The sequence below is a fragment of the Parashewanella curva genome (assembly GCF_003675895.1).
In the GTDB taxonomy this organism is placed as follows: Bacteria; Pseudomonadota; Gammaproteobacteria; order Enterobacterales; family Shewanellaceae; genus Parashewanella; species Parashewanella curva.
Window position 1 is genome coordinate 1 of record NZ_ML014840.1, and the last position, 13,162, is coordinate 13,162.

A 13,162-nucleotide genomic window follows, 5' to 3' on the forward strand; every position below is an offset into this window, starting at 1 on the left:
AGGAAAAGGTGATAAGTACAAAGCGCTACATAAAGATCACCAGTTAACGTTGTTCTGAGATAAATACCCCGCTTCGCGAAGCGAAGTCGAGCCGAAGGTGAGACAGCTTGCTGCGGGGTAGTTTATTAAATGTAGGTAAAAATGTGTGTTGATTAACGGCTGTTTTTTACTGAAATATTGATGCTTTTGAGAATGGAATTGAACTAGATAAAGACAAATCTTCCAAAGAATAAGGCTGCTTAAACGTCAAACTCTGTGCATGAAGTAGTAATCTTGGGCTAAGACGCTTGGCTAGTGGGTCAGCGTAAAAGCCATCACCTAGAATTGGATGACCGATTGCCATCATATGCACTCTTAATTGATGTGAACGACCAGTGATGGGTGTGAGCTTAACTAAGGTTGAACGTTTACCATAACTCACCACTTCAACATAAGTTAAAGAAGGCTTACCTACTTGATGACACACCTTTTGTTTGGGGCGATTTGGCCAATCGCAAATTAACGGTAATTCTACCTTTTTAACATCTTTAGAAACATGACCTGCAACACGAGCGTAATAGATCTTTTTGGTCTCTCTATCTCTAAATTGACGTTTAAGTTCACTTTCTGCTTTTTTTCTTAGCGCCAGAACCATGATCCCTGAAGTCGCCATATCTAAACGATGAACGATTTGGGCATTAGGATGGAGCAGCCTTACACGATGATAAATGCTATCAAAATGAGCAGGATCGCGCCCAGGTACAGACAGTAAGCCAGAAGGTTTATTGACGACAATAACATCTTTATCTTGATAAATGATATCTAACCAAGGAACAGAAGGTGGTGAGTAAATAAAGTCGTCTGACATGTTGGGGTAATAAGCTTGAAAAAAGGCCGCTCAAGATAGCGATTCGATGCTTAAAGTTCAAGTGTTATCTTAGCGACTTCGTTCGTAGCCAAATGAGTATCTCATTAAATCCAAATACATAGCGAATCAAGTTCACAACACTCGTATATTTTTGAAGTAGAGCGATTACCTTAACTTAAGCTGACTTAATACGTCCTTGATGCGGAATAAACCTATATTTTTCGTGGCGATGCGTCACCAATTGGGGTAAAATGCGCGCGACCAACGTGATAGTGATCGCATTTTGACAATTGTTTTTCGTGAATTTAGTGCTAGAAAATAGTACTAAATTCTTGTGCTTATTGCTTAATGTGGCGCTTTTGTATTTCCCTCAAACGTAGTGCTTGTGGATATGATTACAATTAAGAAAGGATTGGATCTACCCATCGCTGGTGGACCAGAACAAGTTATCCATAATGGCCCAGCCATTAAACAGGTGGCTACCCTAGGTGAAGAGTATATTGGCCTTCGCCCGACCATGAAAGTTCGTGTCGGTGACAAGGTTAAAAAAGGTCAGGTGATCTTCGAAGATAAGAAGAACCCTGGTGTTGTATATACAGCTTTTGCTAGTGGTACCGTTACCGAAATTAACCGTGGCGCCAAGCGTGTCTTACAGTCAGTTGTGATTGATGTTGAAGGTGACGAGCAAGTTACTTTTGATAAATATGATGCTTCTGAGTTAGACGGCTTAACGTCAAGCCAAGTTCGTGAAAATCTGATCGGTTCAGGTTTGTGGACGGCTTTACGTACTCGCCCATTTAGCAAAGTACCTGCCATCGAATCTGATGCAGCAGCTATCTTTGTAACTGCTATCGATACTCAGCCTTTGGCTGCGGATCCTGCGGTAGTGATCAACGAACATAAAGACGATTTCGCTAACGGCCTTAAGGTGCTAGCGAAATTGACTGAAGGCAAAGTATTCTTGTGTAAAGAAGCGGGTAAAGACATTCCTGCTGCAAACGCACAAGTTGAAGAATTTGCTGGAAAACACCCTGCTGGGTTAGTTGGCACTCATATCCATTATTTGCTTCCGGCTTCTGTTAACCGTACGGTTTGGCACATTGGTTATCAAGATGTAATAGCCATTGGTCAGCTATTTACTACCGGCGAATTGCACGTTCAACGTGTTGTTGCAGTAGGTGGCCCTAAAGCACTACAACCTCGTCTACTGCGCACTGTTATTGGTGCAAGCACGACTGAGTTAATGGCAAAAGAAGTTCAAGAAGGCGAAAATCGTATCGTTTCTGGCTCTGTGCTTAACGGTCGTACGGCTAATGGCCCTCACGCATTCTTAGGTCGTTACCACAACCAAATCAGTGTACTTGAAGAAGGCACTGAAAAAGAATTCATTGGTTGGGCAATGCCTGGTGCTAACAAGTTCTCAGCCACTCGTGCATTCTTAAGCCACTTGTCTCCATCTAAGCTGTTTAACATCACAACCAGCACCGGCGGTTCTGATCGTTCAATGGTGCCAATTGGTGCATATGAACGTGTAATGCCGTTAGACATTCTTCCTACTATGCTGCTACGTGACCTGCTATCAGGCGACGTTGATGGCGCACAATCTTTAGGTGCGTTAGAGCTAGATGAAGAAGATTTAGCATTGTGTACTTTCGTATGTCCAGGCAAGTATGACTATGGTTCATATCTTCGCGACTGTTTAGATACGATCGAGAGGGAAGGCTAATGAGCTTGAAGAATTTTTTCGAACGTATCGAGCCTGATTTTGAAAAAGGCGGGAAATACGAGAAATGGTATGCCCTGTTTGAAGCGGTATACACGGTATTTTATACCCCAGGTAAGGTGAACCGTGGACGTACACACGTTCGTGATAACATCGATCTAAAACGTATCATGATCACCGTTTGGGCGTGTACGTTCCCAGCTATGTTCATGGGTATGTACAACGTTGGTCTACAAGCGCAAGACGCGCTAATTGCTGGTTTTGGTACGCCAGACGTATGGCAAGTAGACCTATTCGGACTGTTCGGTACTGAACTGACTAAAGATGCAGGCTGGACCACCCTTATGTGGTATGGTGCCTGTTTCTTCCTACCTATCTATGCTGTGACCTTTGTGGTTGGTGGCTTCTGGGAAGTGCTATTTGCATCAGTTCGTGGTCACGAAGTTAACGAAGGCTTCTTTGTTACCTCGGTGCTTTTCGCATTAACGCTACCAGCAACCATTCCATTATGGATGGTGGCACTGGGTATCACCTTTGGTGTAGTAGTTGCGAAAGAAATCTTTGGTGGTACAGGGCGTAACTTCCTTAACCCTGCATTAGCGGGTCGTGCTTTCCTATTCTTTGCTTATCCGCTAAACATGTCAGGTGACACCACTTGGGTTGTAGCTGACGGTTTCTCTGGTGCAACAGCACTGAGCCAAGCAGCTGCTGGTCACTTAAGCTATGCGTTTGACCAAGGCTGGTGGGATGCGTTCCTAGGTTTCATTCCTGGCTCAATGGGTGAAGTGTCAACGATTGCTATCTTGCTTGGTGGTCTAGTTATCATTTACGCACGTATTGCATCTTGGAGAATCGTATCTGGTGTGATGCTAGGTATGATTGCAGTATCGACACTATTGAACGTAATTGGTAGTGATACTAACCCAATGTTTGCGATGCCTTGGTATTGGCACCTTGTACTAGGTGGTTTTGCCTTCGGTATGATGTTTATGGCAACTGACCCTGTATCGGCTTCATTTACTAACAAAGGTAAATGGGCATACGGTATGCTGATCGGTGCAATGGTGGTGTTTGTTCGTGTGATCAACCCAGCATTCCCAGAAGGTATGATGTTAGCGATTCTGTTTGCTAACTTGTTTGCACCTTTATTCGATCACTTCGTAGTACAAGGTAACATTAAGCGGAGGATCGCTCGTGGCTAACGCAAATAAAGATTCATTCAGCAGAACCCTGCTCGTTGTAGTTGGTCTATGTTTGGTTTGTTCTATTTTGGTATCAGCGGCAGCGGTAATGCTTAAGCCTATCCAAGATGACAACAAGAGCTTTGACCAGCAAAAATACATTTTAGAAGCGGCAAACCTACTTGATACGCGTAATCTGACCATGACTAAAGCTGAAGTTAAAAAGCTTTACGACGAGCGTATTACTGCAAAAGTAGTAAACCTAAAAACAGGTGACTTTGTTAAAGGTATTGACGGTAACACTTTCGATATGGACAAGGCATCTCGTGATCCTAAAAACTCTTTTGTTCCTAAGGACGACATCGCATCGGTTAAGCGTGTAGCGAACGATGCTGTTGTTTACTTGGTTCGTAACGAACAAGGCAAGCTGGAGACCATCATTTTACCTGTTAAAGGTTATGGTCTTTGGTCAACAATGTACGCATTCCTTGCGGTTAAGCCTGACATGAATACCATTGAGAACTTAGTTTACTATAAGTTCTCAGGCAGTGGTGAAACTCCAGGTCTTGGTGGTGAAGTACAAAATCCTAAGTGGATTGCTAAGTGGAATGGCAAGAAGTTATACGATGATAAAGGCAACTTAGCGATTAAAGTCACTAAGAACCCTGCAGAAGCGATGACAGTACATGGTGTTGATGCTCTTTCTGGTGCAACGCTAACCAGTAATGGTGTACAGCACTCACTAACGTTCTGGTTAGGTAACGAAGGCTTTGCTCGTTTCATCGAGAAAGTTCGTAAAGGAGGGCTAAGCTAATGGCTAACGCTAAAGAGCTAAAATCAGTTTTAACTGGTCCTATTATCAGCAACAACCCGATTGCTTTGCAAATCTTGGGTGTATGTAGTGCGCTTGCGGTAACCAGTAAAATGGAAACTGCCTTGGTTATGACCTTGGCATTAACCGCAGTAACCGCATTCTCGAACCTGTTTATTTCTATCATTCGTGAGCAGATCCCGAGCAGCGTTCGTATCATCGTACAAATGACCATTATTGCGTCATTGGTAATCGTGGTAGATCAAGTGCTACAAGCATTCGCTTATGATGTAGCGAAACAGCTATCGGTATTCGTTGGTCTGATCATTACTAACTGTATCGTGATGGGGCGTGCTGAAGCCTACGCAATGAAGACTCCTCCAATGATGAGTTTCATGGATGGTATTGGTAACGGTTTAGGTTACGGTGCAATCCTTCTTGCTGTTGGTTTTGTTCGTGAATTGTTCGGTAACGGTAGCTTATTCGGTATCGAAATCATGAAAAAGATTTCGGAAGGTGGCTGGTATCAACCAAACGGTCTGTTACTGCTTCCACCAAGTGCGTTCTTCTTGATTGGTATTCTGATCTGGATCATCCGTACTTACAAGCCTGATCAAGTTGAAGCGAAAGGGTAAGAACGATGGAACATTATATTAGTTTATTCATTCGCTCTGTTTTCATTGAAAACATGGCACTGTCATTCTTCCTAGGTATGTGTACTTTCTTGGCCGTATCTAAGAAAGTAACGACCTCTATGGGCTTAGGTGTTGCGGTAATCGTAGTATTGGCGATTTCTGTACCTGTAAACCAAGTGATCTATCAAGCATTGTTGGCTCCTGGTGCACTTAAGTGGGCAGGTTTCCCTGATGCTGATTTGAGCTTCCTTAAGTTCATCACCTTCATTGGTGTAATTGCAGCTCTAGTACAAATTTTGGAAATGACTTTGGATAAGTACTTCCCACCTTTGTACAACGCGCTAGGTATTTTCCTACCGCTAATCACCGTAAACTGTGCAATCTTCGGTGCAGTTTCATTTATGGTTGAGCGTGATTACAACCTGACTGAAAGTGTCGTATTCGGTATTGGTTCTGGTGTAGGTTGGGCTCTGGCTATCGTTTTACTTGCGGGTATCCGTGAGAAGATGAAGTATGCAGACGTACCTGATGGTCTTCGTGGTCTAGGTATTACCTTTATCACAGCGGGTCTAATGGCCTTAGGTTTCATGTCTTTCTCTGGCGTCTCTTTATAAGACGCCTTAGGCCAGACCTTTAAAGGATAAGTTAATGGATATTGTAATTTTAGGTGTAGGTATGTTCACCTTGATCGTCCTAGCTTTGGTATTAGTGATTTTATTCGCTAAGTCAAAACTGGTTGCATCAGGCGATATTACCATTGGCATCAACGGCGATGCTGACAAAGCCATTAAAACCGCTGCTGGCGGTAAGTTATTAGGCGCATTAGCTGAAAGCGGTATTTTCGTTTCTAGTGCTTGTGGTGGCGGTGGCTCTTGTGGTCAGTGTCGTGTAAATGTTAAGTCGGGTGGTGGTGATATTCTTCCTACCGAACTTGACCACATCACTAAAGGTGAAGCGCGTAACGGTTGTCGTCTATCCTGTCAGGTTAATGTTAAAACCGACATGGAAATCGAACTAGACGAAGAAATTTTCGGTATCAAGAAGTGGGAATGTGAAGTTATCTCTAACGATAACAAAGCGACCTTCATTAAAGAGCTTAAGCTTGCTATTCCTGATGGCGAATCTGTACCTTTCCGTGCAGGTGGTTACATTCAGATTGAAGCGCCAGCTCACCATGTTAAGTACGCTGATTTCGATGTTCCAGCAGAATATCGTGGCGACTGGGAGCACTTTGGCTTCTTCAAGTTAGAGTCTAAAGTAGACGACGAAACGATTCGTGCTTACTCAATGGCGAACTACCCAGAAGAAGAAGGCATCATCATGTTGAACGTGCGTATTGCTACGCCACCGCCACGTGATCTAAGCCTACCTTGCGGTAAGATGTCATCGTACATCTGGAGCCTAAAAGCAGGCGACAAGGTAACCATCTCTGGTCCATTCGGTGAATTCTTCGCGAAAGAAACTGACGCTGAAATGGTATTCGTTGGTGGTGGTGCTGGTATGGCGCCAATGCGTTCCCACATCTTCGATCAGCTTAAGCGTCTTCAGTCTAAGCGTAAGATGAGCTTCTGGTACGGTGCTCGTTCTAAGCGTGAAATGTTCTATGTTGAAGACTTTGATGGTCTAGCGGCTGAAAATGATAACTTCGACTGGCACGTAGCACTTTCAGATCCACAACCAGAAGATAACTGGGACGGATACACAGGCTTCATCCACAACGTATTGTATGAAAACTATCTACGTGACCATGAAGCACCAGAAGATTGTGAGTTCTACATGTGTGGCCCTCCAATGATGAATGCTGCTGTTATTGGCATGCTAAAAGATCTTGGTGTAGAAGACGAAAACATCCTACTGGATGACTTCGGTGGCTAATTAGCCTGAGCTTCTAACAAGTTATGAGCCGTAAGATTGTAAAGTCTTACGGCTTTTTTTGGTGCTTGGAAGAGCTCTATTACGAGGCTCTTGAACTCATGGAAGTTAGTACTCTTGAATGTATCAACCAGATTACTCGCAGACTTTTGTATTTGTATTAAGCTTTAATTGCGAAATTCATTTCTCTAAGGAATTCATAGGTGAACCTTTTCAAGAAGTATAAGGAAGTAAGTTTATTGTTAATTGCCACTATGACAGCTTTTATAGTTGGGTGTAGTCAAACAATGGAAAGTACTCAAAAAAGCGGCAAAGCTGTATCTTTATAGGTAGCACCATGGGTACTACCTATAAAGTAAAGTATGTCGCTGAAACAGATGCTTATTCGCAAACGATACACGATGATATTAAAAGCGCCTTGGAATTGATTAGTGATCAAATGTCCACCCATCGTCCTAAGTCAGAGATCTCTCGCTTCAACAAGCTTAAAAAAGGTCAAAAGCTTAAAGTTTCAAAAGACTTTATTACCGTTATCAAGTTCGCTAAATTTTTGCAAAAAGAAACAGATGGCGCGCTTGATGTCAGTGCTGGTCCATTGGTTAACGTTTGGGGTTTTGGTCCACAGAGTCGATACAATCGTCCACCAAAGCAATCTGTAATAGATGCAGCCAAAGCAAAAGTTAATTTAAATGCGGTGATGATAAAGGGACGTTACCTACAAAAAGCAACTAACGATGTTTATATTGATTTGTCTCCCATTGCGAGAGGCTTTGGCGTAGATAAAATGGCTTCAGTGTTATCTCACTATGGTATAAATAATTACCAAATCGAGATTGATGGAGAGTTCCGAGTAAAAGGAACACAAGCTAATGGCGAACAATGGCACATTGCTCTTAAGTATCCAAACAAGCGAATCAAATATCTTGACCCTAGAGATATGGCAGTTGCTACTTCAAGCGAACAGCGACATTTTTTTGAAAAAAATGGTAAGCGATATTCGCATATTATTGATCCCGTATCGGGCTACCCTATCCAGCATAATTTAGTATCCGTAACCGTTATGAGTAAAAACACTATGATGGCTGATGGCTATGCCACAGCGATGATGGTGATGGGCAAAGAAAAAGCAATGCAATTTGCCATGAAGCACAAGTTAGCTGTGATGATGGTTGAAAAAGGTAAAACGGGTTATAAAGTGACTTTCAGTGACGCTTTTAAGCCATACCTAAAGAGTGTTCGATAATTGCTATTCTAAATGGAATTTGATTTCAATTTTACAATTTAAGAGTTCACTAGGTGTAAAGGGGATTACTCACATCTCCTTTACGCCTTATATCATTATAAACAATTAGCCATTTCATACTCCCGTAACAGTCGAATTTCAGCTGAAGCTATAGAGCAGGAAAGAACACATGAAACTACTATGGGCATTACTAGCCTTTCAATATGTTTACTGATATTAACAAGTCTTAACTTAATCGGTTGTAACCTTTAGATATAATTAGGGTCTGTTGATCTTTCGTGCTTATTTTTGCAGCGACAAATTGGTTATCTTATGCAAGGCGGAGTTTGTGCGGTGTAGTTATTACCGACATACAAAACTGTCGTTACTTCGTTGCCACATAAACAAACGATAACGAAGCAGCTTTCTGTTTCAAAAGAAGTACCAATTTACGCTGTCTTCGATGCTTTTGAGCACTTGCTGTTCTGTGTTGTGACCAGCTTACTTAGATTACTAAGCTTCACTGTTCACGCCTTGAACAGAAAAGTGCTCAAATAGCACAAAATTCAAGCATGAACGTTCAACAAACCCTAACATAAACCTATTGATTTTAGAGTGTTTATTTTGTCTGCATCATCTATAAGTGCTTCAAATGCACCAGAGCCTGATTTTCAGAAAGAACAACAGAAAGTTGAACAAGGTTCGCATTCGACTTCTATTTCACACAGTATGACTATTACTCAAACAGAGTCAGCTCTTGGTCATTGGCTTAAGACTTCAGAAGAGATGAGCCCAAAAGAGAAACGGAACCGCTCCTTACTGTTTGCCCCTCTTGGTGTCACAGCCCCTCCTATGCATGTAATCGAAAGTGAAACTTTGACAGCAACAGAAGCGGAAGCATTGTTAAAGGAGTCTGGCTGTGCAATACACAATCCAATGGTTATGGGCGTTCTTTTAGGTGTTGATGCTGAATCCTTATTTGAAGTAGAACCTTCAATATATAGCACGGGTCAACAGTGCTTAATGAAGGTGTTTTCTCAAGTAGAGCAGTTATCACTAGCTGTTATATTTCAAGCTATTCATAAGACATTTGCTCCTAATCATGAAGGCTTTGATGTTCAAGTACATGGTATTTCTCATATTATTTCATGTTGGGCTTATGAGCATCAGATACCTTTAGGCACTGTAGTGGAAGGGGAGGCTAGGAGGCATTTAGAGTCATTCTTATGTGGCTTTAGTTGTCTTCAAACTGAGTGGCATACCTTTGGCTTAAACTTGAATTTAAAGGACTATGATATTGAAATTATTAAACGTGATGTATTGTTTAAAAAGGATTGTAAAAAAGCGCTTAGGGAGATGCTGGTAAATGATAAGACATTAACCTTGGACAAGTTAAAAAAGGCTCTAGTCCCAATAGATGGGAAGAGTATGGTATGTATCAAGGAGCTTGAACAATGGGCTAGCCAACAATGCCTAGATGCTTCTGCGAATTTATATGGTTCAGATAAACTGGAAGTCGTGATTCGGATTTGCTATAGGGTAGCAGCTGAATATGATATTTTATCTGTATATTTGATAAATCGCCTTGTCCTTTCTACAAACAGGCTGCAAGAACGGTGTACTAAGGTTTTATTGGCCGCTGAAAAAAGAGGTGTCCTCACTAAAGGAAATATGCTTGACACAGTAAGCCGCCTTTGTGGTGATTCTTCAGCTAAAGCATTAGCCAAACGGCTTGCTCTTCCTGCACCGTATTTATCAGAAGAAACCTCTGGTGAATTGCTTTTGACTTTATGCCGAAACCATAAGTTAAAGCAGAAATTGAGTTTGTATGACTGCTATCGGTTATTATCGACAGTGAACTCTCAAGAGGTATTAAAGTTACTCTTTCATGGTCAAGATTCTAATCCCTATGATGGAGATTTCGATGAAAAGTTAGCAATACAACTTGTGCAGGCATTAAAAAATGACAGCTTAAAGCCTAAACACATAATGGCGCTTGCTAACTCCGGTGCGAGTAACCTCCCTTTGCCTGATACCAGTCGATTCCCTGATTTTGAGGTTAGAGGAGACAGAGGTTCAAGGTTAGTTGAAGCCTGTGATGTTTTACCTCTTCTTAACGTCCCACATTTAGCCTACTTCTGTTTACTAATGATAGGAGAGGCTCCGATAAGATCTGACGTCTACCTAGGAAAAGATGATATTACAAAACGTATAGCATGCTGGCAGCTTATCTTGAGTAGACTGCCTTTCCTACAAACGGGACATCTCAAAAACCTGATGCTCGGTGAATTTAAAACAAGTCATACATGGTTGCCTCAAGGCGGCTATATCGATGAGCCTAGCCTAACTTTATCTTCATTATGTGCAGGATTCGATGTTCGATCGAAGTTTATTGCTGAGTGCCAGAAATATTTGCCCGTTGCAAAGCAATTTTACGATGAGCTGAATATTAGATCATATATACAGAAACAAGAGTCGCTCACACCGTTCCTTAGCGCACTGCCTAAAGAGTATCAGGTGCTCTTTGCAGTAAATCAAAATAGTGCGTTATTTAAGCAGTTTGAAATAAAACTTGAAGAGTACCTTACAGTTATCTCTAATCTAGGTTTACAGGAAAAATCACGAAAACCTTCTGTTCAAAATATAACAAAGATAGGTGTAAGCTATGTTGATGAAGAGGCTGAGAAGAATGCCCCCTTTGAGCTGAGATGCCCAATCACTCAGTGTTTATTGGTAGACCCAATTGTTATATTTTCTTCGAAAGCACAAGTTCCAATTTACTTTAGTAAAGCGGCTTTAATTAGATGGCTAACAAAAAAACAGGTGAACCCTGTATCTTTAGAGCCCTTAAAACTTGACGATGCGGTAAAACTAGCCGTTGATCAAAAAATGGTTGAAAAAATCAAAAAATATAAAAAACAAACAAAAGAACGACTAGAAAGAGAGATGAGTACAACTAACGTATAATTTTAATAGCTTTTATTGATAGAATACGCAAACTTTTTTATCAAAGGAAGCTTGTAATGAATGGGCTGTTAAAACACAAATATTGGTTTTTGTTGGTGTCGTTATTTTCACTGTTAGCACTTTCTGGTTGTAGTAAGCCTGTTGGGGAGCAAGCGTTAGCTGGCAATACCATGGGGACAACTTACCATATAAAATACGTCCCTAATGACAACACGCCAGACACCAAAACATTACAAGCAGAAATTGATAAAGCGTTGGAGTTAGTTAATGATCAGATGTCTACCTATCGCCCTCAATCTGAGTTGTCGCGTTTTAATAAGTTAAAAAAGGGCGAGAGCATTACGGTATCGGCTGATTTAGTTAAGGTACTGAAAGCCTCAAAATTGTTACAAAAGCAGTCTCATGGCTCACTAGATATTACAGTGGGTCCATTGGTTAACCTTTGGGGGTTTGGTCCTGACAAACCGAAAGTAGAGCCACCACTTCAGGCTGACATTAATACGGCTAAAGCAAAAGTCAATATCAACGCGATTGAAATAAACGGTTTAACCCTAACCAAAGGTAGCAATGATTTATATGCCGATTTATCAACCATTGCAAAAGGCTTTGGTGTCGATAAAGTGTCGAGCATAATGGACAAATACCACATCAGCGGTTACTTGGTTGAAATTGGTGGTGAGCTTAAGGTTAAAGGTAAAAAAGCCGATGGTAGTGCTTGGCGAATAGCAGTTGAAAAGCCAGTTTCTGATAAACGTGCAGTTCAAGAGGTTATCCAACCGGGTAGCATGGCGATGGCGACCTCTGGTGATTACCGAAATTACTTTGAAGAAAACGGTAAACGCTATACTCATATTATCGACCCTAATACGGGATATCCTGTACAACATAAACTGGTATCTGCGACCGTATTACATCCATCTTGTATGATGGCCGATGGTTACTCAACCGCCATGATGGTATTAGGGACGAAGCGTGCATTAGAGCTTGCTAAAAAAGAGAACTTAGCGATAATGCTTATCGAAAAACATAAAGATGGGTTTAAAGTCATTTATAGTGATGCTTTTAAACCTTATGTACCAAGTTCGAAATAGTTAGAGTTATTCGGAGCAAGTATGAGCACCTTTATCGCCGCCTTTGTTGTATTGCTAGTCTTCTTTTTATTGATGTCTATCGGCTACCTTGTAAAGCGCAAAGCCGTTGAAGGCAGTTGCGGTGGTTTAGGCGCGATTGGTATTGAGAAAGCATGTGATTGTGATGATCCCTGTGATCGTCGTAAGCGACGAATGGAAAAAGAGCAGGCTCGTAAAGAGATGCTTGAGAAAAATCGAATTATTTAAATAAAAAGCTCCGAAGGAGCTTTTTTACTGCTGCATCAGAAAACATGTTAAAAACATATCAAAAACATTTAACGGAGACTTTTCACAGAAAAGCTATAGTAATTATTACCACCCATTTCGAATCAGAATATTTTGGCAGCGATAAATCAAGCTCACACCCAAGATACTGCGTCTTATGCATTGACTAATGCACAGAGAGCAATTATGGGTTCCTGTGGTGTGATAGGGAATGAACCAAAAAGATACAGTTTTCACGCTACTTCAAAGCTCACAGAACCCGTAGGGAAAACGTCTGCTCAAATGCTTTCATTTCATACGGATTCTGAAACCAGAGCAAAAGTTACACCTAGTCAAACAAAATTAACCTCTAGACGGCCACTATCTACCTGTCAAATATCAGCAGAACAAGCTTACGCTTATTTAAAACAGCAAGATTGTCAAACCTACATTTCGCATGGTGATTTAAGTATCCGTACATTTTCAACCATTAACAAAAAAACAACATAGATCTTGTAGTGTTCTCATACGGTTTACCAAATTTTAAGCATGCCAAAAGGCTTCTGTCGT

General features: G+C 41.4%; 12 protein-coding genes. 11 read left to right on the forward strand and 1 reads right to left on the reverse strand.

Annotated elements, in window-relative coordinates:
* Nucleotides 1-166: 166 nt before the first annotated feature.
* On the reverse strand, nt 167-847 hold the full coding sequence (rluA, locus tag D5018_RS18670; RefSeq protein WP_121840503.1) for a bifunctional tRNA pseudouridine(32) synthase/23S rRNA pseudouridine(746) synthase RluA: 681 nt from the start codon (nt 845-847) through the stop codon (nt 167-169).
* Between the two features lie 391 nt (nt 848-1,238).
* Between rluA and D5018_RS18675 the strand changes: the two genes are divergently transcribed.
* From D5018_RS18675 to D5018_RS18725, 11 genes are all read left to right on the forward strand, one after another.
* Complete coding sequence (locus D5018_RS18675) at nt 1,239-2,573, forward strand: Na(+)-translocating NADH-quinone reductase subunit A (protein WP_121840504.1); 1,335 nt, start codon at nt 1,239-1,241, stop codon at nt 2,571-2,573.
* Nucleotides 2,573-3,772 carry an NADH:ubiquinone reductase (Na(+)-transporting) subunit B gene (locus D5018_RS18680; RefSeq protein WP_121840505.1) on the forward strand — a complete coding sequence of 400 codons (1,200 nt, stop codon included), beginning with the start codon at nt 2,573-2,575 and terminating at the stop codon, nt 3,770-3,772. Before D5018_RS18675 ends, D5018_RS18680 begins: the two co-directional genes overlap by 1 nt.
* Complete coding sequence (locus D5018_RS18685; RefSeq protein ID WP_121840506.1) at nt 3,765-4,565, forward strand: Na(+)-translocating NADH-quinone reductase subunit C; 801 nt, start codon at nt 3,765-3,767, stop codon at nt 4,563-4,565. The genes D5018_RS18680 and D5018_RS18685 overlap by 8 nt, the downstream gene beginning before the upstream one ends.
* On the forward strand, nt 4,565-5,197 hold the full coding sequence (locus D5018_RS18690; protein WP_121840507.1) for an NADH:ubiquinone reductase (Na(+)-transporting) subunit D: 633 nt from the start codon (nt 4,565-4,567) through the stop codon (nt 5,195-5,197). Before D5018_RS18685 ends, D5018_RS18690 begins: the two co-directional genes overlap by 1 nt.
* A 5-nt stretch (nt 5,198-5,202) precedes the next feature.
* Complete coding sequence (nqrE, locus tag D5018_RS18695; protein WP_121840508.1) at nt 5,203-5,811, forward strand: NADH:ubiquinone reductase (Na(+)-transporting) subunit E; 609 nt, start codon at nt 5,203-5,205, stop codon at nt 5,809-5,811.
* A gap of 34 nt (nt 5,812-5,845) precedes the next feature.
* A complete protein-coding gene (gene nqrF / locus D5018_RS18700; RefSeq protein ID WP_121840509.1) occupies nt 5,846-7,072 on the forward strand; it encodes an NADH:ubiquinone reductase (Na(+)-transporting) subunit F in 1,227 nt (408 codons plus the stop codon).
* Nucleotides 7,073-7,406: 334 nt separating this feature from the next.
* Nucleotides 7,407-8,312: an FAD:protein FMN transferase gene (locus tag D5018_RS18705; protein ID WP_121840510.1), complete on the forward strand. Its 906-nt coding sequence runs from the start codon at nt 7,407-7,409 to the stop codon at nt 8,310-8,312.
* A 603-nt stretch (nt 8,313-8,915) separates the two neighbouring features.
* A complete protein-coding gene (locus tag D5018_RS18710; RefSeq protein WP_121840511.1) occupies nt 8,916-11,258 on the forward strand; it encodes a U-box domain-containing protein in 2,343 nt (780 codons plus the stop codon).
* Nucleotides 11,259-11,314: 56 nt separating this feature from the next.
* Nucleotides 11,315-12,349, forward strand: coding sequence for an FAD:protein FMN transferase (locus tag D5018_RS18715; RefSeq protein ID WP_121840512.1), 1,035 nt, complete (start codon nt 11,315-11,317; stop codon nt 12,347-12,349).
* 21 nt (nt 12,350-12,370) lie between these two features.
* Nucleotides 12,371-12,595: a (Na+)-NQR maturation NqrM gene (nqrM, locus tag D5018_RS18720; protein ID WP_121840513.1), complete on the forward strand. Its 225-nt coding sequence runs from the start codon at nt 12,371-12,373 to the stop codon at nt 12,593-12,595.
* A gap of 132 nt (nt 12,596-12,727) precedes the next feature.
* Nucleotides 12,728-13,102: a hypothetical protein gene (locus D5018_RS18725; RefSeq protein WP_121840514.1), complete on the forward strand. Its 375-nt coding sequence runs from the start codon at nt 12,728-12,730 to the stop codon at nt 13,100-13,102.
* The last annotated feature ends 60 nt before the right edge of the window (nt 13,103-13,162 follow it).

What these genes read in the sequence shown, in the direction of transcription:
- nqrF (WP_121840509.1), top strand. Translation starts at nt 5,846, where the DNA reads ATGGATATTGTAATTTTAGGTGTAGGTATGTTCACCTTGATCGTCCTA.
- D5018_RS18705 (WP_121840510.1), top strand. Translation starts at nt 7,407, where the DNA reads ATGGGTACTACCTATAAAGTAAAGTATGTCGCTGAAACAGATGCTTAT.
- D5018_RS18675 (WP_121840504.1), top strand. Translation starts at nt 1,239, where the DNA reads ATGATTACAATTAAGAAAGGATTGGATCTACCCATCGCTGGTGGACCA.
- D5018_RS18690 (WP_121840507.1), top strand. Translation starts at nt 4,565, where the DNA reads ATGGCTAACGCTAAAGAGCTAAAATCAGTTTTAACTGGTCCTATTATC.
- D5018_RS18680 (WP_121840505.1), top strand. Translation starts at nt 2,573, where the DNA reads ATGAGCTTGAAGAATTTTTTCGAACGTATCGAGCCTGATTTTGAAAAA.
- rluA (WP_121840503.1), bottom strand. Translation starts at nt 847, where the DNA reads ATGTCAGACGACTTTATTTACTCACCACCTTCTGTTCCTTGGTTAGAT.
- nqrE (WP_121840508.1), top strand. Translation starts at nt 5,203, where the DNA reads ATGGAACATTATATTAGTTTATTCATTCGCTCTGTTTTCATTGAAAAC.
- D5018_RS18715 (WP_121840512.1), top strand. Translation starts at nt 11,315, where the DNA reads ATGAATGGGCTGTTAAAACACAAATATTGGTTTTTGTTGGTGTCGTTA.
- nqrM (WP_121840513.1), top strand. Translation starts at nt 12,371, where the DNA reads ATGAGCACCTTTATCGCCGCCTTTGTTGTATTGCTAGTCTTCTTTTTA.